This window comes from Niabella beijingensis (assembly GCF_020034665.1).
Taxonomy (GTDB): domain Bacteria; phylum Bacteroidota; class Bacteroidia; order Chitinophagales; family Chitinophagaceae; genus Niabella; species Niabella beijingensis.
In genome coordinates, this window is sequence record NZ_JAIQDI010000002.1 from 42,043 (window position 1) to 68,351 (window position 26,309).

Genomic DNA, 26,309 nt, shown 5'->3' on the forward strand with positions numbered 1-26,309 from the left:
AATGACCCGAGAACAACTGGTTTCCCTGATTGATGAAAAGCGCTCCTACCTCTGTGTGGGACTGGACACCGATCCGAAAAAGATCCCCGCTCATTTATCCGGGGATGCGGATGCAGTATTTCTTTTTAATAAAGCCATTATTGACGCTACACGCGCTACCTGTGTGGCGTATAAGATCAATACCGCTTTTTATGAAGCGATGGGTACAAAGGGCTGGGATGTAATGGAGCGGACAGTACATTATATCGGCCCTGGTCATTTTAAAATAGCTGATGCAAAACGGGGAGATATCGGCAATACCAGCGATCAGTATGCACGGGCATTTTTTGAGACCCTGCCTTTTGATGCGGTAACGGTAGCTCCATATATGGGGGAAGACAGCGTGCGCCCCTTCCTGGAATATGAAGGCAAATGGGCCATTGTGCTGGGACTTACCTCCAATAAAGGCGCACAGGATTTTGAATTGCAGCAGGCCGGTGAGGAATTGCTGTATGAAAAGGTTTTAAAGACGGTTGCTGCATGGGGAACGGATAAGAACCTGATGTTTGTGGTAGGGGCTACGCAGGCGGAAGCATTCAAAAGGATCCGTGAACTGGTGCCGGATCATTTTTTACTGGTGCCCGGTGTGGGTGCCCAGGGAGGCAGCCTGGAAGCCATTTCCCGGCAGGCAATGAACAGGGACTGCGGATTGCTGGTAAATGCCAGCAGGGCCGTGATCTATGCTTCAGCCGGGCCGGACTTCGCCACTGCCGCAGCCACTGCCGCAGCCGCCTATCAGGAAGAGATGGCCTCCTATTTAAAATAAAACAGCATTTGTATTCTGAAGCGAGACGGTTGCAAAAGGTATTTTAAAATGAAATGTCCTGTTGCCCTGATGAATCGTGTATGCGTCAGGATAAGAAAGCCCTCGTCCGGCTGAAACGTCCGGCAGATAGGAATCTCCCTTACAATTTATCAAAACAGGTGCAGCGCGCCGCTCCTCTTTGTAATCCGGGTACCTGGCGACCATCCCAGCCGCAGCGCGGCGATAACCCGCTGTTTACGCTATTCCCGGTGCGCTGCACCTTTATGGCCTGTTGTTGCCCACTACTTGTAATATTAGCGCTGCAGCGCAACGCTCTGATGGCAACAGTAACTTGATGTCTGTTCGATAACTCGGGGTTATTTCAGCGTATTTTGATAGCGTTTCTTTTTTATCATTGTGTTACCTGGAATAAGTATCCACGGGTTGCCAGATATCCTGCAATCCTTCCTTTCTTCCAAGGATCGGGTCTGTGTCGGGAATGATATTGTGTAACGCACTTCCTGCAGCCTGACCGTTCTGTTCCCGGTGCATCTCAAGCGGTACTTTTACGGAGCTGGCAGCTACCATGCTAAAACTGCTGCCGGATCCGATGAGCCGCAGTGCCACACCTGCGGGAAGGATCACCACATCGCCTTTTTCAACCGTGGTGGTGATGCCCAGGGTACCGCCAAGCTGCAATTGCGCTTCACCGGCACATACCCCCAGTGCAATATGCGTATTGGAATAATAGTGGGTATCGTCAAAGATTTTAAACGCCGGAAGCGGGAACCATTTATTCGCCGTGAATTTTTTCTGAAGCCAGCTTTCGCAGGCAGCATAGTCCTTGTCAAAAAAGCCCCGGTATACCAACAGAGGGAACGGGCTATTGGGAATCTGCTGGTCTTCCCGGAAATAAAAAATATCCGGATTGGTGCGCCGCAGCTCCCAGGGGATCCATTCGTTCTGCTTATTTTTTCTTAACATGCTGTTTCTATTGCAAGGGATATGCCAGTAAGTTTTTTCCGTTTGCGGAACCGTCGTTTTTTAACATCAAACTACGAAGCATGATTGTATCAGCCCGTTTTACAGCAGCCGGGCGGGTATAAAAAACAATGTTAAAGCTTGTACGGAAAAAAGAAGTGTCAATAAAAAACCGTTTCAAAAACTGAAACGGTGTTTCTTATCGGAAAGGTTAATGGGTTATCTCCGCTCAAAATTATAAACGATATAAATCGTTTTTCCTTCAAATGAAACCGGTGACTGCGCCACAAAATGACCATCCCCGGAAGAAGTAACTTCCAGCGAATAGCCTTCCGCAACATTTTTTGACTGGTTCTTCTTCAAGCCGTCCACTCGTTTAAAGTTCAGGTTGGTGGCGCCGTTAATATTCCTGGTAGACCATAATATTTCACGGGCGCCTCCGGAGCAGTCCTGTGAATTGATGGTGTAGGTACCATAACCATTGTTGGGAAATACCCATACACTGCCGTCAAAACAACTGAGCGCTACATCATCAAATGCCTCAACCTTCAGGTTTTTGGTGTCTGTTCCTTCAATGCTGGTACCGGTAACTACCCAGGTGCCCTTAAAGTCCTGGCGGGGTACGGTATTTGAAGCACTTTTCTTGGTATTGGAGCAGGCAGCGCCTATGATGGAAACGGTGATCAGGAGCAAAGCGATCTGTGAAATTCTTTTCATAATCAATGTTTTTATGCTTTATGCAATTGAAATGCCAAATTTTGAAAATAGACGGCCTGCTGCAAAGAAAGGTTCGCTGCCCGTTGTTAAAAAAGCCTGCTGAAAGTCGTTCTGCTGCATTAGTTAATCAGGATCAATCAGATCTGAAAAATCAATTGTGCCGGGATCCACTTTTCACCAGGTTTTGCAGTAGGGAGTGCCTGCTGGTACTTCCACATCAGTTCTTCCCACTCCTGTACTTTGGCATTTTGCGCATCTGCCGCCTGTTTTTTTTCAAATGAGAACTCCGGTCCGGCCTCAATGATCATAAAAAGACGGCTCTCCACCCGGTAGATCTCCATATGCCGGATACCGGATGATTTTATGCTCTGCAGGATCTCCGGCCACACTGCCCGGTGATGGGCCTCATACTCGGCGATCAGTACCGGGTCATTTTTGAGATCCAATGCCAGGCAATATCTCTTCATTATTTCCATTTTTTATCCGTTTTGATCCATTCGTCAGCTAAGGGCCAAATACCAATACCAAAATTCAAAAGCTAAATTCTAAAAATCAGGATCGGGTTCCAAACTCCGGGGAGCAACTAAATCTACTCCCGCATCATATCGATCAGCACAGCTGCAATTTCTTCTGCGTTCGGTTTGCTGAAATAGTCTCCATCGCTTCCATAGCCCGGCCGGTGTTCCTTTGCGGTAATGGTCCGTGGCGACACATCCAGGTGCCGGTATCCGCCCTGCTTTTCCATTACTTTATTGAACATATAGGCGGCAGCTCCTCCCGGAACATCCTCATCTATAAATACAATGCGGTTGGTCTTCTTCAGGGAGGCCAGGATACTGTGATGAATATCAAATGGCAGCAACGTCTGCACATCGATCAGCTCACAGCTGATGCCCAGTGGAGCGACCTTACCCAGCGCATCCTGTATGATACGCAGGATGGAGCCATAGCTCACAATAGTAATATCGGTGCCTTCCCGGAGGATCTCGGGGATCCCCAGGGGCACGCGCATGGTGTCCAGGTTTTCCGGAAGCTGTTCCTTCAGCCGGTACCCATTAAGGCTTTCAATCACTAACCCGGGATCATTGCTTTGTAATAAGGTATTGTACATACCAGCGGCCTGTACCATATTCCGGGGCACACAAACATGAATGCCTCTTAATGCGTTTATGATCATCCCCATGGGGGACCCGGAATGCCAGATCCCTTCCAGCCGGTGGCCCCGGCTTCTGATGATCAGCGGGCAGAACTGCTGGCCTCCGGTACGGTATTGCAGGGAGGCTACATCATCGGTGAGCGGCTGCAGGCCGTAAACCAGGTAATCCAGGTACTGGATCTCAGCAATCGGGCGCAGCCCTCTTAATGCCAGTCCGATGCCCCGGCCCATAATAGCCAGCTCATGGATGCCGGTGTCGGAGATCCTGCCTGTGCCGTGTTTTTTCTGCAGGCCGGCAAATCCCTGATTTACATCGCCGATCTGGCCCAGGTCCTCGCCAAAAGCAAGCACCTTTGGGTTATGGGCGAAAAGCTGGTCAAAATAGCGGTTCAGGATCTCATAGCCGTTCAGCAACGGCGACTGTTCTGTTACCACGGGAGCAACAGGTGCCACCTTCAGTGCGCTTTTAGGTCCTTCATTATATAAATGCGAATTATAAATGGCCGCATTTTCTTTTTGGAGCTGGTGGTAATACGCCTGCAAACGACCGGCCTTTTCCCCGCCGATCAGGATCGCATTGTATAATGTTTGTAATACATTTTTACGGAGCGGTTCCCGGTTGGTTACCAGGTCGGGGATGAGTTTTTTTAATTCCGGCCCTTTCTCCGGCAGCTCCTGTATCAGTTGGTTCAACAGATTCCTGGTGTGTTCTACCTGCTCCTTGATGGGTTTGAGGTAGGCTTTCCAGGCATGATCCCTGCCTTCCCTTACGTTTTTTCGGGCGTCTGTTTCTATTTTTTCGAGGGTGGCTTCATCCGCCAGTCCGTTCTTGAGCACCCATTCCTTCATTTTTTTTAGGCAATCCCGTTCCCGTTCCCATTCCAGGCGTTCGGTGGATTTGTACCGCTCGTGACTGCCGGAAGTGCTGTGACCCTGTGGCTGGGTCAGTTCATCTACATGAAAAAGGACGGGAGTATGCGTTTCCCGCGCCAGGCTGACGCCTTCTTCAAACGCTTCGATCATTCCCATATAGTCCCATCCCTTCACCTTTGAAATATAAAATCCGTTCGTACCTTCTTCTTTCTCAAAACCTTTCAATGCAGCGGAGATCGACCCTTTGGTTGTTTGCATTTCTCTCGGAACGGAAATGCCATAACCATCATCCCATACAAAGATCACCAGGGGTACCTGCGCCACGCCGGCGGCATTTACCGTTTCCCAGAAATGGCCTTCGCTGGTGGACGCGTCACCGATGGTACAGAAGCATACCTCGTTCCCGTTGTTCGACAGGTTTTTGAATTGCTGCAGTTCCTCCACTTCCCGGAAGCTTTTGGAGGCATAGGCCAGGCCAAAGGAGCGCGGCATCTGGGCCGCAGTGGGGGCCATGTCTGTGGCGGTATTTTTTATTTCCGCCAGGTTCAGCCAGTTACCCTCCTCGTCTACATTCCTGCTGGTATAATGGCTGTTCATCTGCCGCCCCAGACTGAACGGCTCATTCTGTGGGTCGGGGTCGGCATATAACTGCGAAAAATATTGCTGTGGTGTACCTATTCCAAGGGCGAACATAAAGGTCTGATCGCGGTAATAACCGCTGCGCCAGTCGCCCGGTTTGAAAAATTTTGCCATGGCAACCTGGGCCACCTCTTTTCCGTCTCCAAAAATTCCGAACTTCGCTTTACCTGTCAGTACTTCTCTACGGCCCAGCAAGCTGGTTTCACGACTGAGGCAGGCAATATAATAGTCGTGCAGGATGCCATCTTTGAATTTTTCAAAAGACAGCATTTCGCCCGGGGTAGTAAGGTTGGAAGTGATCTGCTCCATATTGGCAAAAATAGGGATATCACAATATACTCATTGCTGAATAATTTTTCAAAGAACCTTGCAACTTTTGGAAACTGTTGAACATCTATATCGTAATTTTGTTGTTTTTATATCAGTTGTCATAAAATAATAAGAATATGAGGAAATTTTACCTTCTGGCCGTTTTATTTTTTCTGGGATTTGCTGTAACAACCAAAGCGCAGGATGCTGTACCAGCGGATCAGGTGATCAAAATGTCAAAAGAAAAATATGATCTGGGAAAGATCAAGTATAAGGAGGGAACTACCTTTTTTATGGAGTTCACCAATATCAGCAAAAAACCGGTGATCGTGGAGAATGTGCTGGTGGGTTGCGGCTGTACAGTGGCAGAAAAGCCCGCAGCGCCTGTAATGCCGGGGAAAGTAGGTAAAATAAAAGTAGGTTATGATGCTACGGCTCCTGCCGGTCAGCCTTTTAATAAAGATGTAACCATAAAGATCAAAGGCGCCCAGGCCAAAACGGTATATTTTACCGGGGAGATCATCTAAGAGTTTAGTTTTTTTAGTTTTATTGAACAGTTTCAACTTATTCCATCTGTAAAGATGGAATTTTTTTATTTTTGCCCTCTTATTTTTATGTATGATTAGAATTTCTCAAAGAGGAGTGGAGATGCCGGCTTCGCCGATCCGCAAGCTGGTCCCGTATGCGGAGGATGCAAAGCGCAGGGGGGTAACTGTATATCATTTAAATATCGGGCAACCGGATATTGAAACGCCGCCGGCCATTATGCAGGCGGTAAGAGACGTACATATGCGGGTGCTGGAATACAGTCACAGTGCGGGAAATGAAAGTTATCGGCGCAAGCTGATGGAATATTATAAACGGATCGGGATAGCCGTTACCCACGAGGAGATCATGATCACCACCGGGGGGAGCGAAGCGATCCTGTTCGCATTTTTTGCCTGCCTGAATCCCGGGGATGAAGTCATTATTCCCGAGCCGTTCTATGCCAATTACAATGGTTTTGCGTGTACGGCAGGTATAAAGGTAACACCCATTCCCTCCGGGATTGATACCGGCTTTGCGCTGCCGCCGATCGGGGACTTTGAACGGGTGATCACCGAAAAGACCAAAGCCATTCTTATCTGTAACCCCAATAATCCTACCGGTTATCTGTACAGCAGGGAGGAAGTGGAGGCGCTTGGAAGTATCTGTAAGAAACACAGCCTGTACTTTTTTTCTGATGAAGCATACCGGGAGTTCCGGTATGAAGACGACAGCGAATACCTCAGCCCGCTTCAGTTGCCCGGACTGGAAGAGCATGTGGTGGTGATGGATACCATCAGCAAACGCTACAGTGCCTGTGGCGCACGGATCGGGGCCCTGGTCACGCATAATAAAGAAGTATACCAGACGGCACTGAAATTCGCCCAGGCGCGGTTAAGTCCGCCCGGACTGGCCCAGGTGCTGGGTGAAGCGGCGGTGGATCTTCCGGAAAATTATTTCGACGGAACAAGAGAGGAATACCGGAAACGCAGGGATCTGCTTGTACAGCGTCTCAATGCGATGGATGGTGTGTTTTGTCCCAACCCCGGCGGGGCTTTTTATACCATTGCCCGTTTACCGGTTGATGATTGCGACCGGTTTTGCCAGTGGCTCCTGGAGTCGTTCAGCTATAAGAACCAGACATTGATGCTGGCGCCGGCCACCGGATTCTATGCCACACCCGGATTGGGCCTCAACGAGGTAAGGCTTGCCTATGTGCTGAATACGGATGCCATCAATACGGCTATGGATTGCCTGGAACAGGCCCTGAAAGAATACCCCGGCCGGCAATAAGCTATATATTTTTAGGATCAATTTTAGAGAGTCTGGATTCCAGACTCTTTTTTTTAATTTTTTTGATAAAAAACAAGATAAAAGACATCAAAACGTTATATTGTAATTAAATGATATGTAATGTTTTTTAAGCTAAAACGTTGATAAATACTGATAAAGTTCTATTTTAATAAATTATAAAAAATAATATATAATATTTTGTTATTTATATTCATTGAAATTTAATGTGTGATACTTATTTTTGGTATGAAATTAATTTCATCACAAGATATATCTCCTCTTATTCTATTAATTATATAAAATACAAAATATATATAATATGTCAATGACTCGAAAACTAGCTATCATCCCTTTTGCCTTATTAATTCTTATTGTAATCTTAAGTCTTTTGTTTGGGCATAACCCCACGGAGATAAAACAATATGCGGAGATCAATTCCGGCGATACCGCCTGGATGCTGACCTCGGCAGCCCTGGTACTGATCATGACACCGGGACTGGCTTTTTTTTACGGAGGTATGGTTAAAAAGAAGAATGTGATCTCCACGATGCTGCAAAGCTTTATCTGTATGGCAATCGTTTCGATCATCTGGGTGGTTTTCGGGTTTAGTCTGGCTTTTGGAGATTCTATAGGTGGTGTGATCGGGAACCCCCGCACTTTTTTCCTGATGAATAACGTGCTGGAAAGTCAGCCCTGGAAGCTGGCTCCCACTGTGCCCCTGGTGGTCTTTGCTTTTTTCCAGCTGAAGTTTGCCATCATCACACCGGCGCTGGTTACCGGGGCATTCTCTGAGCGCATCCGGTTTACCTCTTATATTTTCTTTATCTGCCTGTTTATTATTTTTATCTATTGTCCCCTGGCACATGCCACCTGGCATCCGGATGGTATCCTGGCCAAGCTGGGCGTACTTGATTTTGCCGGAGGAACCGTAGTACATATGAGTGCCGGTCTGGCAGCGCTGGCAGGTGCCATATACCTGAAAAAACGGACGGATACCGGAGAGAACAAGCCCGCCCGGATCACCTATGTATTATTGGGTACCGGCCTGCTCTGGTTTGGCTGGTTCGGATTTAACGGCGGTTCTGCAATGGGAGCCAATGCACTGGCTGCTTCTGCGCTGGCTACTACCGCTGTGGCATCGGGCGCTGCGGCCTTTGCCTGGATCATCTTCGATGCACTGAGAGGAAAAAAGCCTTCCGCAATGGGAACCAGTATCGGCGCTGTTGTGGGACTGGTGGCCATCACTCCTGCAGCAGGTTTTGTAAGTCTTCCGCATGCACTGGTAATTGGTGTGGTGGCGGCCATTATCAGCAACCTGATGGTGGAGTGGAGAACAAAGACCGGTATCGATGATACACTGGATGTATTTCCCTGTCATGGGATAGGTGGAATGGTTGGTATGCTGCTGACCGGTGTTTTTGCCAACCAGGCGATCAATACCGGGAATGCAACCGGCAATGGTTTGTTCTTTGGTGAAACCAAGCTGTTCACCACCCATGTGCTGGTGTTGCTGGGTGTGATCGTTTTTGTGCTGGTAATGTCCTTTATACTTTTAAAAATAACCGACCTGATCACTCCGTTACGCGCCAGCGAGGATGAAGAACTGGAAGGCCTTGACCGGTCGCAGCACGGAGAGAGTTTATAAATAGTATTTAATAATACTGCTGCAAGGATGCAGCAATACCGTAGGAGACCAACTGGTCTCCTACAACTATTTAAGCCCTGCAACATTCATCATACGGATACCGATTATTTTTGCTATTTTCCTGAAAAATTATTGCGGATGAAAAAATTGTTGCTGCTCCTGAATTTGCTTCCGGGGCTGATGGCGGCGTCCCAGGTCACCTTCCCGGTGAATGGCGTGGCAGATCCCCGGTCCGGAAGTTTTGCCTTTACCAATGCCACCATTGTAAAAGACCCTTCCACCACGCTTCAGAAGGCCACACTCGTTATAAAAGAGGGCAGGATCGTAAGTGTGGGTAATGGCAGTATTCCCCGTGATGCAGTAGTGGTCGATTGTAAAGGAAAATATATTTATCCCTCCCTTATCGACAGCTACAGCGATTATGGCTTGCCCGAAGTACAGCGGCAGGGCGGCTCCTTTGCCTTTTTTGGTCCGCAGCAATTCAACAGCAATACAAAAGGTCCGTATAACTGGAACCAGGCCATCCACAGTGAAGTGAATGCTGCAGATCTGTTCGGAGCCAATGATTCCAAAGCGCAACCCCTGCGGGAGCTGGGATTCGGGACGGTGCTGTCACATCAGAAAGACGGTATCGCCCGGGGCACCGGTGTCGTGGCCACGCTGTCCGGTAAAAAAGAGAACCTCGTTATTTTAAAAGAAAAAGCGGCAGCTTTTTATTCTTTTTCCAAAGGCTCCTCCACGCAAAGCTATCCTACCAGTATGATGGGGGCCGTGGCATTGCTGCGACAGAACTACCTGGATGCGCAATGGTATAAGACCCGGCCGGAAAAAGAAGGGATCAATAAAACCCTGGAGGCGTGGAATGAAGTACAGGCCCTGCCGCAGATCTTTGAAACGGCTGATAAATGGAGTGGTCTGAGGGCCGACCGCATCGGCGATGAGTTCGGCGTGCAGTACATAATTAAAGGAGGTGGAAATGAATACCAGCGGATAAAGGAGATCGCGGCCACAAAGGCCCCCTATATCCTGTCGCTGAATTTTCCGGATGCCCAGAAGGTGGAGGATCCGGCCGATGCCCGTTTTGTGGCCTGGAGCGACCTGGCGCACTGGGAGCTGGCGCCGGTAAATCCGGCGGCTTTTGAAAAGGAAAAGATCCCCTTTGCATTGACTACAGCGGATCTGAAAGACCCCAAGACCTTCTGGCCCAACCTGCGGAAGGCCATCCTGGCGGGGCTTTCAGAGAAAACGGCCCTGGAGGCGCTGACCACCACACCGGCTGCCTTTTTAAAAATAGCAGATAAGGTAGGGCGCCTGGAGCCCGGTTATGTGGCCAATTTCCTGATCACGACCGGTAATCTTTTTGCAGAGAAGACCACCCTGCTTGAGAACTGGATCCAGGGCGAACGCTATGATGTGAATGCCAAGAACAGTACGGAGTTAAAAGGACAATATACCCTGAACATCACCGGGGAGGGCGTAACACAGTACCGGCTGGAGGTAAAAAGCAACAGCCTGGCAACCGTTACCGCACAGGGGCCTCTTACCACCAAGTTCAGTTCCGACGGCAATCTTATTGCACTCAGCTTTTCTTTGAAACCTACCACCAAAGTGATCGGTACCGGGCAGAAGGACTCGGTTTTTGAAAACAAACAGGCCGGTGCGCTGATCCGGTTGAGTGGTATGAACTACGGCACGAACTGGCAGGGCGTGGGAACAAACGAAAACGGCGCGCCCGTAAGCTGGACGGCAACGCTTGTCGGGGAAACCGCAGCCGGTAAGGATTCCTCCCGCCCGGTCTGGACAAAGCCCGAAGCACCTGTTGTATACCCCTTCAATGCCTATGGGAATGCAGCCCTGCCGCAACAGGAAACCATACTGATCAAAAATGCCACGGTATGGACCAATGAAGCGGACGGTGTACAGGAACAAACGGATGTGCTCGTAAAGGCAGGAAAGATCGCGCAGATCGGTAAAGGGCTTTCCGCGGCCGGTGCCCGGGTGATCGATGGTACCGGAAAATACCTTACACCGGGCATTATTGATGAGCACTCCCATATTGCGGCGTTCTCCATTAACGAGGGCGCGCAATCTGTTACTTCAGAAGTAAGGATCGGCGACAACCTCAACCCGGATGATATCAATATCTACCGTCAGCTGAGTGGTGGTGTTACCAGTTCGCAGATCCTGCACGGATCTGCCAATACCATTGGCGGGCAAAGTCAGCTGATCAAACTGCGCTGGGGTGCGGATGCAGAAGGGCTGAAGTTCAAAGGAGCGGATCCGTTCATCAAGTTTGCGCTTGGCGAAAATGTAAAACGCACTGCGGCCACACAGGGAAACAGCCGTTACCCGGATACGCGTATGGGCGTATATGAAGTGCTCAATGACGCCTTTCAGCGGGCGCGGGATTATGAGAAGGCGCTGAAAGCCGGGGATAAAACCCTGCGGCGCGACCTGGAGCTGGATGCTCTGGTGGAGATCCTGGATAAAAAACGGTTCATTACCTGTCACAGCTATGTTCAGAGTGAGATACTGGGGCTCATCAGTGTGGCAGAAAAATTCGGTTTTAAGGTCAATACCTTTACCCATATCCTGGAAGGGTATAAAGTGGCCGACCGGATCAAACAGCACGGTGCCAATGTATCTACTTTCTCCGACTGGTGGGCCTACAAAAATGAAGTGCAGGATGCCATACCCTATAATGCAGCCATCATGTACCGGCTGGGACTGAATGTCTGCATCAACAGCGATGATGCGGAGATGGCCCGCAGGCTGAACCAGGAAGCAGCAAAGACCGTCAAATACGGGAACGTGCCGGAAGAAGAAGCGTTCAAAATGGTAACGCTTAACCCTGCAAAGGCCCTGCACATCGATGACCGCACGGGAAGTATAAAAGTAGGGAAGGATGCGGACCTGGTATTGTGGAGTGCCCCGCCGCTGAGTATTTATGCACGTGCGCTGTATACACTGGTGGACGGAACGGTTTATTTCGACCAGGAAAAAGACCGGCAGCAACGGCAGCAGATCGCTGCAGAACGGAACCGGCTCATACAGAAGATGCTGGCAGCGGTAAAAGGCGGAGCTCCTGCAGTGCCTGCAAAACCAACCGCACAGGTAGTATTGCATTGCGAAGATCATGAACATGCAGACGGGGTGCTGGCCGCCGATGCATTCGATTTCTAATCCTTAAATCAACATTCAATGAAATTTCTGATATATATAGGCATCCTGCTCCTGGCACTTCCGGTAATGGCACAGGATGATATCTACCCCGCAAAAAAACAGGAAGGGGTGCTGGTGATCAATAACGGCACCATCCACACCGGTACAGGACAGGTGATCCCGCAGGGAACAGTTGTTGTTGAAAATGGTAAGATCCGGAAAGTAAGCGGACAGCCGGAAACCATTGCGGGCGCAACAGTGGTGGATGCCACCGGGAAGCATATTTATCCGGGGCTGATATTATCGAGTACTGACCTGGGACTGCGTGAGATCATCAGCGGAGTGCGGGGCAGTAACGATTATTATGAGATCGGGGACTATAATCCGGATGTGCGGTCTGTAGTGGCCTACAATACCGATTCCAAAGTGATCAACACGCTCCGGTCCAACGGGATCCTGCTGGCGAATATCGTTCCGGCCGGACGCCTGCTGACCGGCTCTTCGTCGGTGGTGCAGCTGGATGCCTGGACCTGGGAAGATGCCCTGTACAAAGCAGATAACGGTATGTTCCTGGACCTTCCCGCGTTACTGCGCTCCCCTCGTGAAACCGCCGGCGCTTCCGATCCTGTAAAAGCAGGTATGAAGCGGATCGAAGACCTGAAAGCATTTTTCAGGGAAGCAAAGGCATATGCCGCTGCCCCGGAGAAAAAGGAAACAAACCTGAAATTTGAAGCCCTGCGGCCCCTGTTTGAAAAGAAACAAAAACTGTTTATCAATGCGGATATTTCCCGTCAGATATTGATGGCGATCGATTTTGTAAAAACGTTCGACATCAATGTGGTGATCGTAGGCGGCAGCGACAGCTACCTGCTGGCCGACCTGCTGAAGCAGAATAATATACCGGTGATCTTAAATTCGGTACATGTGCTGCCCACACTGGAAGACGATGATGTGGACCAGCCTTTCAAAACCCCCGCCCAGCTGAAGAAGGCAGGTGTGCTTTTCGCACTGAATGATAATGAAAGCACCCCCCGTTACCGGAACCTGGCATTCATGGCAGGAACGGCTGCGGCCTACGGACTTTCCAAAGAAGAGGCCCTGCAGGCCATTACACTGGATGCTGCGAAGATACTGGGGATTGACGACCGTACGGGTTCCCTTGAAGAAGGAAAGGATGCCAATATCGTTATAGCGGCGGGTGATATCCTGGACATGGATCAAAGCATCATCACCGCTGCCTATATCCAGGGACGGCAAATCGATCTGAGTAACAAGCATACACAATTGTACGAACGCTATAAACACCGTTACGGACTGCAATAACAATTGTTCGTCACTGTTTCAGTAATGATATGATCTCCAGAGGCCATCCCGGCCTCTTTTTTATTTAATATTCAATTATATATATAAAATAAGGTCTTTATGCCCAAGTTCCGGGTTATACAACCGGCTGGAACTCAGGACTTGATGTGGGTTATTTTTTCGGCTTGCAATAAAAAAATTAAACAAGTGTTTGATTAATTAAACAATTGTTTAAATACCTTTGTGCCTGCAATTTATTTATAGTGTCCACAGAATTCACACAAAAACAGATCGAGATCATGGAAGCAGCAGTAAGGCTGTTTGCCGACAAGGGATTTGACAATGCGTCTGTGCGTGACATTGCAAAAGCGGCTGATGTAAATGTGGCGATGATCTCCTACTATTTCGGATCAAAAGAGAAATTGCTGGAGGCCATTTTTATGCGGCATGTATTAATGATCCGCAGCAAGCTGGAAGAAATTGTTTTTGCCAGCGACCTGGCTCCGGTGCAGAAGATCGATCTGATCATTGATACCTATATCGATACCATCGCGGCCAACCGCAGCTTTCACCTGCTGATGGTACGGGAGCAGGGGGTAATGAAGAACCCGGTTTTATATGAGGCAGTGAAAAGTATGAAGCTGAAGAACAACGCGCTGATGAAGAGCGCTGTAAAAGCGGGTGTGAAGGCCGGGATATTCCGGAAGAACGTAGATATGATGATACTGGCCCTGACCGTTTTCGGAACCATTAACCAGGCCTTTAATACCAAGCGGTTTTTGTGTGAGCAGTTCCATATTGATCCTAACAATGACCAGGAATTTCTGACCCTGATCATTCCGAAGCTGAAGGCACATTTAAAAGCAGTAGTGAAAAGTTATCTGCTGGTTAAAGAATCATAAAACAATGTACAAAAGTAAAGCGATCGAATGTATGAATAAAAGAATCACAACCATCATTGCCCTGTTTTTGGCACTTGTGGTTTTGAGCGGTAATCTCTCCGCACAGGAAGTGAAAAAGCTTTCGGTAGAGGAAGCGGTAACGCTGGGCCTGGAAAGCAGCAAGCATTTAAAGATAGACGAGGCAAAGATCCTGCAGGCTACTGCCGCGGTTGAAGAAGCAAAGAATCATCAATTACCTGATCTAAAGATCAGCGGGTCCTATATGCGGCTCACCAGTGCACACATCAATATGAAAAGCGCACAGGAGCCGGCAGACGGATCCGGCAGCGGATCGGCAATGCCAAAGATATCGCAGGCGATGTATGGTATGGCCAACCTTACCATGCCGCTTTATGCAGGTGGAAAGATCCGGTATGGCATCCAGTCGGCAAAATACCTGCTTGAAGCAGCGCGACTGAATACCGGTAATGATAAAAATGCCATTGCCTATAACCTGATTGAGGCCTATGCCAACCTGTTTAAAGCCGCCCAGGCCATCCAGGTGATCAAAGAGAACCTGGCGGCCTCACAAAACCGGGACTCCAATTTTATACGGCTGGAGGACAACGGGCTGATGGCGCGTAATGACCGGCTGAAAGCGCAGCTTCAGACATCGGATATTGAATTACAGCTGCTGGAAGCACAAAATAACTATACCATCGCCAATGTGAACATGGACCTCCTGCTGGGACTGCCGGAAAGCACCGTTATCGAGGTGGACAGTGCCTTCATCAGTGCAACTGCTGAGGAACAATCGCTGGTGTATTATGAAGACAAAGCCTTTCAGAGCAGAAATGATATACAGGCCCTGGATTATCAGCAAAAAGCAGCAGCGCTGGGCATCAAATCTGCCAGGGCAGATTACCTGCCCTCACTGGCCCTTACCGGTGGCTATATTGCGGTGAATGTTCCCAAGTTCTTAACAGTAACCAATGCCATCAATGGAGGGATCGGTCTTCAGTACAATGTATCGAGCCTCTGGAAAGCCGGTGCAGCAGTAAGGAAAGCCAAGGCCCAGGCACTGGAACTTTCGGCTTCCAGGGAATTATTAAATGATAATGTCCGGCTGCAGATCAACCGCGACTATCAGAATTCGATACTGGCGCGGCGCAAGATAGAAGTATACAATAAAGCAGAGATACAGGCCGCAGAAAACTACCGCATCACCAAGAATAAATATGACAATAGCCTTGTGACGATCACGGATCTGCTGGATGCTAATGTGGCGCTGTTATCATCAAAGATCAATGTATCGAATGCAAAAGCGGATGCTGCGCTGGCGTACCAGAAATTACTGGAAACCTCGGGCATCTTAATTCAGAAAACCAATCAGTAAAATCAACTTATAATAATCATTATACCATGGCAAAGGAACAAGCTCAGCATCAGCCAAACGAAACAAATCAAAAGAAAAAAAGGAGCCCGGTCTTCTTTATCATACTTGCAGTATTGATAGTAGTGGGCGGCTTCTATGGCATTAAAGCCTATATCTACAGTCAGCATCATGAGGATACCGATGATGCACAGATAGCGGCCAATGTAAGCCCGGTTATTTCCAAGATCTCCGGGTATATTACCGAAGTAAAAGTAAAGGACAACGAGTTTGTACACAAAGGCGATACACTGGTGGTATTGGATACCAGGGATCTGAAAATGTCGCTGGAACAGGCAGAAGCTGCACTGGGTACGGCCCGCAGCAATGTGGCCTCTGCGCATGCCACTACGGCAGCAGCTCATAAAAACATCGGTACTGCCAGCGCTGCTGTTGCCACTGCCGATGCACAGATCGAAGCGGCAAAGGTGAATGTATGGCGGACCTCGGAAGATTTGAAAAGATATGAGAACCTGATCAAGGACCATTCGATCACCCAGCAGCAATACGAGCAGGCACTTGCGGCCAAACAGACGGCAGACCGCCAGCTGGAGATCCTGAAAGAGCAACGTAACCAGGCTGCGGCGCAAACCGGTGCTGTAAGCTTTCAGTCAAAAGCCACTGCGGAGCAGATCGGGGTATCTGCAGCAATGGTACGCCAGCGCGAAGTGGATGTGGAAAATGCCAAACTGAATTTGAGCTATGCGGTTATTGTGGCCAATGAGGACGGTGTGGTTTCCAAAGTGCCGGTACAGACCGGTCAGTATATCCAGGCCGGCGCTCAGTTGTTCAGCATTATCCTGAACAACGACAAATGGGTGGTGGCTAATTTTAAGGAAACCCAGTTATCCAGAATGGTGACAGGTCAGAAAGTAGAACTCAGCGTGGATGCGTTCCCCAAGCATTCCTTTGAAGGTATTGTTGGCTCTTTTTCTCCGGCTACCGGATCCGTATCGGCACTGCTACCCGCGGATAATGCCAGCGGAAACTTTGTAAAAGTGGTACAGCGTGTACCGGTAAGGATTGAGTTTGTAAATAAAAACGACTCCCTGATCCAAAAATTACGCGCCGGCATGAATGTGCTGGTAGATGTTCATCTTAATTAATGAATAGTGAGAAGTGAAAAGCGAAATGGATAAGTGAAGGATGAGATGTGATAAATGAGGTACAGGAACGTAAATGTGAAGCGGATCTTTTCACTTCTCGCTTCTTACAATAAAAAGAAATCCAAATTATGCAACAACAGGATTCTCTTGTAGAATATGGTGCCCGGCGTGTCATTGTTACGGTAACGGCAATTATTTGTGCATTGCTTGAAATTGTTGACAGCACCATTGTAAACGTGGCGCTGAACGATATGAAGGGGAACCTGGGTGCTACCTTATCTGAAGTGGGCTGGGTCATTACTGCCTACGCCATCGGAAATGTGATCATTGTTCCCATGACCAGCTGGCTTTCGCAGCAGTTTGGCCGGAGAAATTACTTTGCGGTATCGATCGTTCTGTTTACGATCTGTTCCTTTCTTTGCGGTAATGCGACCAATATCTGGGAGCTGGTGGCCTTCCGCTTTTTGCAGGGCGTGGGGGGCGGTGCATTGCTGGTGACTTCCCAGACCATCATTACAGAATCATACCCTATTGAAAAAAGAGGAATGGCACAGGCCATTTACGGCTTGGGTGTTATCGCCGGTCCTACGCTGGGCCCGCCCCTGGGTGGTTATATCGTTGATAACTTCAGCTGGCCCTATATCTTTTACATCAATATCCCGCTGGGGATCATCGCTACACTGCTGACACTGCAGTTTGTGCGCAGTCCCAGGTATGCGGAAAAAAAAGCGGCTCACGAGATCGACTGGCTGGGTATCTTTTTATTGAGCGCCACCGTAGGGTCGCTCCAGTACATCCTGGAACGCGGGCACGAGGACGACTGGTTCTCCAGCAAAGCGATCATTGTGCTGACCATCACTGCTGTGCTGGGACTTTTCTTCTTTATCTGGCGGGAACTTACTTATAAGAACCCGATCGTGGAATTGCGGGTGCTGCGGAATGGGAACCTGAGGGTTGGAACGATCATGTCCTTTATCCTGGGCTTCGGGCTTTATGGTTCTACGTTTATTGTACCGCTGTACACCCAGAGTATCCTGGGCTGGACGGCCCTGCAGGCGGGGATGCTGATGATACCGGCCACACTGGCCACGGCATTTATGATGCCCTTTATCGGGCGGATGATCGCCAAAGGCATTCCGCAGCAGTACCTGGTAGCCACGGGGCTATTCCTTTTCTTTGTGTACAGTTTCTGGGGGTATAAGATCATCACACCAGATACCGGTAAGGATGCATTCTTCTGGATGCTGATCGTGCGCGGGGTAGGGCTGGGATTGTTATTTATTCCGATTACCACCTTGGCGTTGTCTACACTGAAAGGACAGGAAATCGGCCAGGGCGCTGCATTTACGGGTATGATGCGGCAGCTGGGAGGATCCTTTGGTGTGGCAGCAATCACGACCTTTATCGCCAACCGCAGTATGCTTTACCGGAATGATCTGGTATCCAAACTGGATGTGAACGACCTGAATGTACAGCAGCGGGTAGGCGCCCTGGAGCACAGCTTTACGGCAAAGGGCCTGTCGCCGGACGTGGCACTGCAGTCGGCCCATAAGGTCCTTGATTTTACAGTGACCAAACAGGCGACCGTTCTCTCTTATATGGATGTATTCCTTTACCTGGGACTGATGTTCCTGATCTGTATTCCTTTTATCCTGTTTATACGAAAGAAAAAAGGCAAACAGGAAAAAATGGATATGAGTGAGATGATGCATTGACGGGACAGGTTTGGGGTGTCAGCAATCAGAAGCGGGAAATGAAATTTTAGCAATCAGTTTTCAGCGATTAGCTGTCAGCTGATTGCTAATAGCGAATAACCGGCCGCTACTGAGCCTCATTACCTAATTCTCGTGTATCGAATCGGAAACTTTGCTGTATTTTTAATCCCGATGCTACAAAAATCTATTGCTGTATTTGGGATCCTGCTGTTCCTTGTTTCCTTATATGGGTGCGTTTCGTACCGGAAACGGCCCACCCGCCTTTATCAAGAAGTGCTTTCAAAGAACCTCAGTTTCGACGCCGGAATCGTACCCGGAGTACCCTTTAAAAACGGAGAATGGGATACCGTAATGAAGGGACGCGTATTGTGGGCCGTGCAACTCTATAACCAGGGCATCATTCGTAATATCATTTTTTCCGGCGGCGCGGTTTATTCCCCTTATTATGAAGCCCGGATCATGGGATTGTATGCGCAGGAACTGGGTATTCCGGGTTCGCGTATCTTTTATGAAACAAAAGCGGAACATAGTACCGAAAATGTATTCTATTCTTACCAGATCGCGCGGCAGCAGGGATTCAAATCGCTGGCCCTCGTCACGGATCCTTTCCAGTCATCTATGATGAAAGGCTTTACCCGGCGCAAATTCGGAACACGGATCGTACATCTGCCGTTTATGGTAGATACCGTAAAAAAATACAATCACCTCGATCCGGTTATTGATCCTGCTCCGGCTTATGTTCAGCCCTTCCAATCGATCCTCGAGCGCGAAGGGTTCCTCCGCCGTTTCCGCGGAACACTCGGGGTTTTTATTCCCTGGGAAGACCGGGGAAGGCGGGCCCGTGCGCTATAAATAATTACCAGAAAAATTTAATGTTCCACCGGCTCCTCCTGGCGGTTGAAGCTATACAGCAGATAGAACAGTGCCGGCAGGATAAAGACACTTCCTGCTAAAAGTGCTACTGCCAGTGACCGGATGGTTTTGTCGGAGCCCTTGTGGGTCAGTAGTGACAGTCCTTCTGTATCTTTCAGATTGATCAGTACCGGGTAGTGCTCATAAGTAATGGCAACCAGCAGCAATGTGATCTGCGCCCCGGCAATGATCCGCAGCCATTGGGTCGACTGCCGGAAAAGGGAGATCCACATCCAGATCAGTGAAAGTGCCGCCAGCAGCACACAGATCACACTGACCGGGTTCCCGAAAAGCCAGTGTACCAGCGGAATATTATCCTGGTGTGCGGCAACCAGTACCAGGCCGGCAGCAGCTATTGCTGCCAGGCTCATATGCTTGGCCTTTTGAATGAAACGTTGCCGCTCTGCTTCTGTTTTGGTTTCGCCGATGATAAAGATCGCCGCCAGAAATCCGCAGATCGTTACTGTAAAGATGCCGACCGAAACAGGAAAAAATCCCAGCCAGCTGAATATATAGGCATCCAGAAAATGAGTCGCCTGCGGATCTATTTTTCCGGATACTGCACTGCCGGCAATAATGCCCAGAAACAGGGGCGTGATCACACTGGAATACATAAAGGTTTTGGAGTATACGGTCTGCATTTTATCCCGTACCGCATCATAATTCCGGAAACTGAAGGCCGTGCCCCGCGCTACGATCCCCAGCAGCATGATGGTAAGCGGAATATGAAGATAAACCGATACGGTTGCATAGATGACCGGAAAGCCCACGAACAGGATCACGATCGCAATGATCAGCCACATATGATTGGCTTCCCATATGGGGCCTATAGCCCGGTACATCACTCTCCGGGTCTGGTCCTTGCTCTTCCGGGTGGAAAGAAATTCAAGGATGCCCGCGCCAAAATCCGCGCCCCCCATCAATACATAAAGAAGGATCGAAGCCCACAGATATGCCATCACTACATAAAGCATAACGAAATTCATTTATGATTTAAGACCAGAGATCGGCGTTTTGAGCCATCAGCTTTCAGCGTTTCAAACCTCCAACCCCGTCATTCCCTCATCAACCGGTTACATCATATAATTTACCTACCATCTTCACCTGCCGGTACAGGAGCAGGATCACAATAATACTCAGCGAAAAATAGACGGCAGTAAAAATATAAAAAGAATAAACGATACCGGGCATCGGTGTAACGGCATCACGTGTGCGCATAATGCCATAAATGATCCAGGGCTGACGGCCTACCTCGGTCACGGTCCATCCCGCCTCTACGGCGATAAAGCCAAGGGGAATGGCTGCAGTAAAGAGTTTCAGCAACCAGCGCCGTTCCAGCCATTTTCGTTTGCGCCACAGCATAAAGAAATAAAATATGGCGATCAGCAACAGGATCATACCGAGACCCACCATCACCTGGAATGCATAGTGGGTAATGGCAACCGGCGGGCGCACTTCCCGGGGAAATGCATCGAGACCGGTTACGGATGTTTTGAAATCACCGTGCGCCAGAAAGCTCAGCGCACCCGGTATTTTCAGGGCATAATGTACCGTATCCCGCTGCTCGTCCGGAATGCCGCCAAGAATGAGCGCCGCTTTTTCTTCTGTTTTGAAATGTGCTTCCATGGCGGCGAGCTTTACCGGCTGGCGCTTTGCCACATCTTTCGCGGAGATATCACCACTTAACGGTTGCAGGATCGCCCCCGCGCAGGCAAACACTGCGGCGATACGAAAGGCCTTGGTGTGGAACAATACGTTCTTCCGCTTCAGGATCATCAGGGCATGTACCCCCGCGACGGCAAACCCTGTAGCCGTAAGCGCCGCCAGTATCATGTGCAGGGCCTGCGAGAACCACGCGTCATTGAACATGGCCGCTATGGGATCTATATTGAGGTATTGTCCGTTTACATAATCAAACCCTGCAGGACTGTTCATCCAGGCATTTGCTGCTACCACCAGGATGCCGGAGGCCAATCCGCTGACACCCACAATTACGCCGGTAAACCAGTGGAACCATTTATTGAAGCGGTCCCATCCGTATAAATAAAAACCAAGCGCAATGGCCTCGATAAAAAAGGCGGTGCCCTCCAGCGAAAAGGGCATGCCAAAAATAGGTCCCGCGTGCTTCATAAATTCCGGCCAGAGCAACCCCAGTTCAAACGATAATACGGTGCCTGAAACGGCGCCGGTAGCGAAAAAGATGGCTACGCCCCGGCTCCAGGCGCGGGTTACATTTTTGTAAACGATATTGCCGCTCTTTAGCCATTTGTAATGAGCCACCGCCATAAAGAACGGCATGATCATGCCGATGCAGGAAAAAATAATGTGAAACCCTAAGGAAAGCGCCATCTGGGACCGCGCCGCGATGAAGTCATCCATAATGTATGGATTGGTTTAAGTAATGAACCGCTGATGAACGGTTGTTGCAAAGATAGTTTAAGAACCTGATCAAACCAGCTGTTTATTACGTGTTGCGTTTTAAAAGGCTGCTGCGTTTAGTAAAATGGAATCAAAACAATATATGCCAATGAAAAAATATAGAATGGTGCTCATCTGCTGCGTACTTGCCTTGAGTATCTGTAGTTGCGATCCTCCCGGGACAAATCTGATCGAATGCAACAATATTGGCTATCTTACCACCCTGCGATTTGTAATTAAGGATAAAAACACATCCGAAAATCTTATTACAAAAGGGGTGTATAAGAAAGAAACGATACGTCTTTTTTACAAGAGCGCTTCAGGGACGTATGATACTTTATATAATACAGGAGCAGTTCAGGGCGGGTTGAAGGATACGGTAGCCGTCTCAGCAGATAATGATCATCCCATTTTTAGTCAGTCCGCTGCGTTTTATATCAAATATGACGCATCGGATATTGATACCTTAAAAATAAGTGCCAGTGCCGACCATTCGGATCCCTGTAAAACGGAATATACACTGAAGCAGTTCTGGATCAATGGGAAAATGGAAGAACTATCACAACCCTTTTCCGGAACTTTTGTTATTTATAAGCAGTAAAGATGGGATGTGTACAGTTGCCCGACGGAATTAAGGAACCTGGCAGCCGTATCTGCCGCTCCGGCCGGCTCAGTTCAACCCTATAAAACATCTCTGGATAAATTAGCCGGGCATAGTGGCAGGATGCTCCTTTTTAAAAAAAAGCCCCTGTGCTTTCAGGCATCCGGTATCATATGGGGGCAGCTCCAGGCTCAGTTGCTGTGGCGCATCCAGTTCAATAAAGTCGAAACGGACGTGTTTATAAAACTGCGTAAGAAGGGCCTTCCGCATCGCTGCAACAGTCTGATCAAAGCCGCACCGCGTGGCAATACCGATCACATAATAGGGTGCAGTACCCTCGGGAACATTCAGAAAAAGACCCACAACCAGCTGTTGCGGCTGGAATTCGGGGAGCAGTTTTTGGTGAAAGGCTTTCTTAAACGAGGGGATATATGCTTTTTCGGGATGGGAGAAGAGCAGGGTGGTGCTTTTGAGCTCGACGCAGAACCTGCTGAGGGATTCTTCTGTTATATTCAACAGCACATCACTGGTTACATCGATTCCGCCCGCGTTATTCATCCGCAGGGTTTTCATGGTGTGAATGGGCCCCCAGGGAAATCCCCACCATCCGAGAATGCCGGAAAGCAGGTTGTACCGGTATTTGTAGCGGATGCCCGTTTCCCTGCAGGGAATAAAAATAGCGGGGGACAGTTTTCTGAATGTGACGGCAAAAACAAGCGATATGCAATATTGATATACGATAAAGCGTCCGCCCTTTTCAACCTCATCTTTTAATTGTTGCAGATCAAGTGGTTTTGACAGTTTGATTTTGTATTTCATGACAAGAGAGCTGTTGGTATTACAAATGTAACGGAACATCGGATCGCAGCAAACGGCAGCCGCATTTTTTAAAAACAGCAAACTGGATGAACAATCGTTTGCCCAACCTGCTGCAAATCGGAAATAGGCCGTATCTTTGCAGCCTATGACACAGGAAAAATTACAGGATATGCGGTCCCGCGTTCTCGGGATAAGGAGGTTTCTTTGACGTCGAGAACCGTCAACAGAAAATAAATGAAGATAAACAGCTTTCGTTAAGTCCCGGTTTCTGGGACGACAATCAGCGTGCCACAGAGATTTTAAAAACATTAAAGACCAACGAATACTGGATGAACCTGTTCCGCGAAGCGGAAACAGCGGTAGAGGATTTTGCGGTCCTGTTTGATTTCTGGAAGGCGGGTGATGCCACCGAAACCGAAACCCAGGAAGCCTACGATCAGGCGTTGAACATACTGGAAGATGCGGAGTTTAAAAGTACACTGAACGAAGCGGAGGATGAACTCCCGGCTGTGATCCAGATCAATTCGGGCGCCGGCGGAACGGAAAGTCAGGACTGGGCAGAGATGATCGCCCGGATGTACCGGATGTATGGCGAAAAACAGGGCTGGAAGATCACAGAGCTGGACTGGCAATGGGGGGATGGGGCAGGTATAAAAACAGCCACATTACAGTTTGAAGGACCGTTTGCCTATGGCTTTTTGAAAGCGGAGAGCGGGGTGCACCGGCTGGTACGGATCTCACCGTTCGACAGCAATGCACGCCGGCATACGTCCTTTGCATCGGTATTCGTTTATCCGCTGGTGGATGATACCATCGATATTGAGATCAAGGACGCTGATGTTAAAATGGAAACTGCCCGGAGCGGAGGTGCCGGCGGACAAAATGTGAATAAGGTGGAAACAAAAGTGTTCCTTACGCATATTCCCACAGGAATTGTGGTGGTCTGCCAAACCGAACGTACACAGATGGGCAACCGGGAGAAAGCCATGCAAATGCTGAAAAGCCGGTTATATGAAGAAGAACTGCGTAAACGCGAGGAACTGAAGAATGCCGCCAATGCCAACAAGAAAAAGATCGAATGGGGCAGCCAGATCCGGAGCTATGTATTCCATCCCTATAAAATGATCAAAGATCACCGTACGGAATATGAAGTGGGAAATGTGCAGCCGGTAATGGACGGAGAGCTGGATGGCTTTATTAAAGCCTATTTAATGCAGCGGAAAGAAACGGTCTGATCATTCTGTATTTACGGGGGCGGCGTCTTAATGGGCCAGCCCGGAGCCCGGAAAGAGGAGCGAACAATAATACAGAAACAGTTATCTGAAATAGCAAAGAGCCACATTTATAATATTTTAAATTTTCAAACCCGCCTGCCCGCTGGCAGGTTCTCAAATTGAAATAATATGCACCAGGGATCATTTTCATATCCTTTGCCGGCCAATGAGCCGGTGCTGAACTACACCCCCGGAAGTAAAGAACGGGAAAATCTTAAGGCCGCCATCGCACTGTTGAAGAGTGAGAAAGCGGATGTGCCCATGTACATCGGCGGAGCGGAAGTCCGTACCTCAAAAAAAGAAACCCTGCGCCCCCCGCACGATCATAAATATGTGCTGGGGCAGTTTTCAGTAGGCGATAAAAAACACGTACAACAGGCTGTGGATGCGGCGCTGGCAGCAAAAAAAGACTGGGAAGGAATGAGCTGGGAAAGCCGTGCCGGTATTTTTTTAAAGGCCGCGGATCTCATTGCCACAAAGTACCGGGGGCATATGAATGCGGCCACCATGCTTGGCCAGAGCAAAAATGCATACCAGGCAGAAATCGACAGCGCCTGCGAACTGATCGACTTTCTCCGCTTCAATGTTCATTTCCTGAGCGAGATCTATAAACAACAGCCGGTAAGCGGACCCGGGATGCACAATCGTCTGGAATACCGTCCGCTTGAAGGATTTGTGCTGGCAATAACGCCATTTAATTTTACGGCGATCGGTGGAAACCTGCCTACTTCAGCCGCTATGTGTGGCAACGTGGTGGTGTGGAAACCGGCGCATACCCAGATCTACTCGGCCCAGCTTTTTATGCGTATCCTGCAGGAAGCAGGTTTGCCGGCAGGTGTCATTAACCTGATCTATGCCGATGGTCCGGTGGTAGGGGATGTATGTTTTAACCACCGGGAATTTGCCGGTGTACATTTTACCGGATCTACCGGCGTATTCAATCATATGTGGGAAACCATCGGCCGGAATATTCCGAGATACAGGACCTATCCCCGCATCGTAGGCGAAACCGGGGGAAAGGATTTTGTAATAGCGCATAAAAGTGCCTCAGCTGATGTAGTGGCCACCGCGTTGCTGAGAGGGGCCTTTGAGTTCCAGGGGCAGAAATGCTCTGCGGCATCCCGCGCCTATATTCCTTCCAACCTGTGGAAGGATGTAAAGAAATTGCTGATCGAAGGGGTGCAATCATTTAAAATGGGCACTGTGGAGGATTTCAGTAATTTCATCAATGCCGTGATCGACGAAAAGAGTTTTGACAAGATCAAAGGATATATCGATAAAGCAAAAAAAGACCCCAAGGCCAGTATTGTGGTTGGGGGCGCCTGCGATAAAAAAGAAGGCTACTTTATCCAGCCTACGGTTATTGAAGCAAAGGATCCGAAATTCGTTACGATGTGCGAGGAAATATTCGGACCCGTGCTTACCGTGTATGTATACCCTGCCGGAAGTTTTGAAAAAACACTGGCACTGGTAGATGAGACCTCTCCCTATGCCTTAACGGGATCCATTATTGCTACAGACCGCGCGGCCATTGAGCTGGCGACAAAACGCCTGTCCAATGCTGCCGGAAATTTTTATATTAACGACAAGCCGACCGGTGCGGTGGTGGGGCAGCAGCCTTTTGGCGGTGCGCGTGCATCCGGTACCAATGATAAAGCGGGATCGATCCTGAACCTTTACCGCTGGCTGAGTGTGCGTACCGTTAAGGAAACCTTTAACCCTCCGGTAGATTATCGTTATCCGTTTATGGCAGAGGAATAATATT

General features: G+C 49.0%; 21 protein-coding genes. 14 read left to right on the forward strand and 7 right to left on the reverse strand.

The genetic code is table 11. The features are described from left to right. The first annotated feature begins 1 nt into the window (after nucleotide 1). Complete coding sequence (gene pyrF / locus K7B07_RS16295; RefSeq protein WP_223711473.1) at nucleotides 2–805, forward strand: orotidine-5'-phosphate decarboxylase; 804 nt, start codon at nucleotides 2–4, stop codon at nucleotides 803–805. A 399-nt stretch (nucleotides 806–1,204) separates the two neighbouring features. Here pyrF and K7B07_RS16300 read toward each other — a convergent pair whose 3' ends face one another. The 4 genes from K7B07_RS16300 to K7B07_RS16315 all read right to left on the reverse strand — a co-directional run bounded on the left by K7B07_RS16300 (nucleotide 1,205) and on the right by K7B07_RS16315 (nucleotide 5,459). Continuing rightward, on the reverse strand, nucleotides 1,205–1,768 hold the full coding sequence (locus K7B07_RS16300) for a cupin domain-containing protein (protein WP_223711475.1): 564 nt from the start codon (nucleotides 1,766–1,768) through the stop codon (nucleotides 1,205–1,207). A gap of 216 nt (nucleotides 1,769–1,984) precedes the next feature. After that, the gene (locus tag K7B07_RS16305) at nucleotides 1,985–2,482 is read right to left on the reverse strand and encodes a hypothetical protein (RefSeq protein ID WP_223711477.1); all 498 of its coding nucleotides are present in this window, start codon (nucleotides 2,480–2,482) and stop codon (nucleotides 1,985–1,987) included. Nucleotides 2,483–2,619: 137 nt separating this feature from the next. Beyond that, a complete protein-coding gene (locus tag K7B07_RS16310) occupies nucleotides 2,620–2,949 on the reverse strand; it encodes an L-rhamnose mutarotase (RefSeq protein WP_223711479.1) in 330 nt (109 codons plus the stop codon). Nucleotides 2,950–3,071: 122 nt separating this feature from the next. Beyond that, on the reverse strand, nucleotides 3,072–5,459 hold the full coding sequence (locus K7B07_RS16315; protein ID WP_223711481.1) for an alpha-ketoacid dehydrogenase subunit alpha/beta: 2,388 nt from the start codon (nucleotides 5,457–5,459) through the stop codon (nucleotides 3,072–3,074). Nucleotides 5,460–5,596: 137 nt separating this feature from the next. On the opposite strand from K7B07_RS16315, the gene K7B07_RS16320 reads away from it, so the two are divergent. From K7B07_RS16320 to K7B07_RS16365, 10 genes are all read left to right on the forward strand, one after another. Further along, nucleotides 5,597–5,986, forward strand: a complete 390-nt coding sequence (locus tag K7B07_RS16320) for a DUF1573 domain-containing protein (protein ID WP_223711483.1) — start codon at nucleotides 5,597–5,599, stop codon at nucleotides 5,984–5,986. 91 nt (nucleotides 5,987–6,077) lie between these two features. Then, nucleotides 6,078–7,277 (forward strand): pyridoxal phosphate-dependent aminotransferase, encoded by a 1,200-nt coding sequence (locus K7B07_RS16325; protein ID WP_223711485.1) that lies wholly within the window; start codon nucleotides 6,078–6,080, stop codon nucleotides 7,275–7,277. Nucleotides 7,278–7,602: 325 nt separating this feature from the next. Beyond that, a complete protein-coding gene (locus K7B07_RS16330) occupies nucleotides 7,603–8,922 on the forward strand; it encodes an ammonium transporter (protein ID WP_223711487.1) in 1,320 nt (439 codons plus the stop codon). Nucleotides 8,923–9,060: 138 nt separating this feature from the next. Continuing rightward, complete coding sequence (locus tag K7B07_RS16335) at nucleotides 9,061–12,105, forward strand: amidohydrolase family protein (RefSeq protein WP_223711489.1); 3,045 nt, start codon at nucleotides 9,061–9,063, stop codon at nucleotides 12,103–12,105. Between the two features lie 18 nt (nucleotides 12,106–12,123). Continuing rightward, nucleotides 12,124–13,407: an amidohydrolase family protein gene (locus tag K7B07_RS16340; RefSeq protein ID WP_223711491.1), complete on the forward strand. Its 1,284-nt coding sequence runs from the start codon at nucleotides 12,124–12,126 to the stop codon at nucleotides 13,405–13,407. A gap of 242 nt (nucleotides 13,408–13,649) precedes the next feature. Further along, on the forward strand, nucleotides 13,650–14,288 hold the full coding sequence (locus tag K7B07_RS16345; RefSeq protein ID WP_223711493.1) for a TetR/AcrR family transcriptional regulator: 639 nt from the start codon (nucleotides 13,650–13,652) through the stop codon (nucleotides 14,286–14,288). A 31-nt stretch (nucleotides 14,289–14,319) separates the two neighbouring features. After that, entirely contained in the window at nucleotides 14,320–15,663 is a 1,344-nt protein-coding gene (locus K7B07_RS16350) for a TolC family protein (RefSeq protein WP_223711495.1), read from the forward strand. A gap of 26 nt (nucleotides 15,664–15,689) precedes the next feature. Beyond that, nucleotides 15,690–16,805 (forward strand): HlyD family secretion protein, encoded by a 1,116-nt coding sequence (locus tag K7B07_RS16355; protein WP_223711497.1) that lies wholly within the window; start codon nucleotides 15,690–15,692, stop codon nucleotides 16,803–16,805. A 128-nt stretch (nucleotides 16,806–16,933) separates the two neighbouring features. After that, nucleotides 16,934–18,520: a DHA2 family efflux MFS transporter permease subunit gene (locus K7B07_RS16360; RefSeq protein ID WP_223711499.1), complete on the forward strand. Its 1,587-nt coding sequence runs from the start codon at nucleotides 16,934–16,936 to the stop codon at nucleotides 18,518–18,520. Between the two features lie 171 nt (nucleotides 18,521–18,691). Next, complete coding sequence (locus tag K7B07_RS16365; RefSeq protein ID WP_223711501.1) at nucleotides 18,692–19,372, forward strand: YdcF family protein; 681 nt, start codon at nucleotides 18,692–18,694, stop codon at nucleotides 19,370–19,372. Nucleotides 19,373–19,389: 17 nt separating this feature from the next. Here K7B07_RS16365 and K7B07_RS16370 read toward each other — a convergent pair whose 3' ends face one another. Then, nucleotides 19,390–20,418, reverse strand: a complete 1,029-nt coding sequence (locus K7B07_RS16370; RefSeq protein WP_223711503.1) for a cytochrome d ubiquinol oxidase subunit II — start codon at nucleotides 20,416–20,418, stop codon at nucleotides 19,390–19,392. A 79-nt stretch (nucleotides 20,419–20,497) separates the two neighbouring features. Continuing rightward, complete coding sequence (locus K7B07_RS16375) at nucleotides 20,498–21,811, reverse strand: cytochrome ubiquinol oxidase subunit I (protein ID WP_223711505.1); 1,314 nt, start codon at nucleotides 21,809–21,811, stop codon at nucleotides 20,498–20,500. A 148-nt stretch (nucleotides 21,812–21,959) separates the two neighbouring features. Between K7B07_RS16375 and K7B07_RS16380 the strand changes: the two genes are divergently transcribed. After that, nucleotides 21,960–22,451 (forward strand): hypothetical protein, encoded by a 492-nt coding sequence (locus tag K7B07_RS16380; protein ID WP_223711507.1) that lies wholly within the window; start codon nucleotides 21,960–21,962, stop codon nucleotides 22,449–22,451. A gap of 102 nt (nucleotides 22,452–22,553) precedes the next feature. Here the strand turns inward: K7B07_RS16380 and K7B07_RS16385 are convergent, their stop codons facing one another. Beyond that, the gene (locus K7B07_RS16385) at nucleotides 22,554–23,270 is read right to left on the reverse strand and encodes a hypothetical protein (protein WP_223711509.1); all 717 of its coding nucleotides are present in this window, start codon (nucleotides 23,268–23,270) and stop codon (nucleotides 22,554–22,556) included. A 145-nt stretch (nucleotides 23,271–23,415) separates the two neighbouring features. Here K7B07_RS16385 and prfB point away from each other — a divergent pair. Further along, nucleotides 23,416–24,505 (forward strand): peptide chain release factor 2 gene (gene prfB / locus K7B07_RS16390; protein ID WP_223711511.1). Its coding sequence is split into 2 segments (ribosomal slippage): nucleotides 23,416–23,475 and nucleotides 23,477–24,505, totalling 1,089 coding nucleotides; the frame shifts between segments, so codons are not numbered across the junction. A gap of 168 nt (nucleotides 24,506–24,673) precedes the next feature. Next, nucleotides 24,674–26,305 carry an L-glutamate gamma-semialdehyde dehydrogenase gene (gene pruA, locus K7B07_RS16395; protein ID WP_223711512.1) on the forward strand — a complete coding sequence of 544 codons (1,632 nt, stop codon included), beginning with the start codon at nucleotides 24,674–24,676 and terminating at the stop codon, nucleotides 26,303–26,305. Nucleotides 26,306–26,309: the final 4 nt, after the last annotated feature.

Coding starts and splice junctions, on each gene's coding strand:
- pyrF (WP_223711473.1), top strand. CDS start 2: ATGACCCGAGAACAACTGGTTTCCCTGATTGATGAAAAGCGCTCCTAC.
- K7B07_RS16300 (WP_223711475.1), bottom strand. CDS start 1,768: ATGTTAAGAAAAAATAAGCAGAACGAATGGATCCCCTGGGAGCTGCGG.
- K7B07_RS16305 (WP_223711477.1), bottom strand. CDS start 2,482: ATGAAAAGAATTTCACAGATCGCTTTGCTCCTGATCACCGTTTCCATC.
- K7B07_RS16310 (WP_223711479.1), bottom strand. CDS start 2,949: ATGAAGAGATATTGCCTGGCATTGGATCTCAAAAATGACCCGGTACTG.
- K7B07_RS16315 (WP_223711481.1), bottom strand. CDS start 5,459: ATGGAGCAGATCACTTCCAACCTTACTACCCCGGGCGAAATGCTGTCT.
- K7B07_RS16320 (WP_223711483.1), top strand. CDS start 5,597: ATGAGGAAATTTTACCTTCTGGCCGTTTTATTTTTTCTGGGATTTGCT.
- K7B07_RS16325 (WP_223711485.1), top strand. CDS start 6,078: ATGATTAGAATTTCTCAAAGAGGAGTGGAGATGCCGGCTTCGCCGATC.
- K7B07_RS16330 (WP_223711487.1), top strand. CDS start 7,603: ATGACTCGAAAACTAGCTATCATCCCTTTTGCCTTATTAATTCTTATT.
- K7B07_RS16335 (WP_223711489.1), top strand. CDS start 9,061: ATGAAAAAATTGTTGCTGCTCCTGAATTTGCTTCCGGGGCTGATGGCG.
- K7B07_RS16340 (WP_223711491.1), top strand. CDS start 12,124: ATGAAATTTCTGATATATATAGGCATCCTGCTCCTGGCACTTCCGGTA.
- K7B07_RS16350 (WP_223711495.1), top strand. CDS start 14,320: ATGAATAAAAGAATCACAACCATCATTGCCCTGTTTTTGGCACTTGTG.
- K7B07_RS16355 (WP_223711497.1), top strand. CDS start 15,690: ATGGCAAAGGAACAAGCTCAGCATCAGCCAAACGAAACAAATCAAAAG.
- K7B07_RS16360 (WP_223711499.1), top strand. CDS start 16,934: ATGCAACAACAGGATTCTCTTGTAGAATATGGTGCCCGGCGTGTCATT.
- K7B07_RS16365 (WP_223711501.1), top strand. CDS start 18,692: ATGCTACAAAAATCTATTGCTGTATTTGGGATCCTGCTGTTCCTTGTT.
- K7B07_RS16370 (WP_223711503.1), bottom strand. CDS start 20,418: ATGAATTTCGTTATGCTTTATGTAGTGATGGCATATCTGTGGGCTTCG.
- K7B07_RS16375 (WP_223711505.1), bottom strand. CDS start 21,811: ATGGATGACTTCATCGCGGCGCGGTCCCAGATGGCGCTTTCCTTAGGG.
- K7B07_RS16380 (WP_223711507.1), top strand. CDS start 21,960: ATGAAAAAATATAGAATGGTGCTCATCTGCTGCGTACTTGCCTTGAGT.
- K7B07_RS16385 (WP_223711509.1), bottom strand. CDS start 23,270: ATGAAATACAAAATCAAACTGTCAAAACCACTTGATCTGCAACAATTA.
- pruA (WP_223711512.1), top strand. CDS start 24,674: ATGCACCAGGGATCATTTTCATATCCTTTGCCGGCCAATGAGCCGGTG.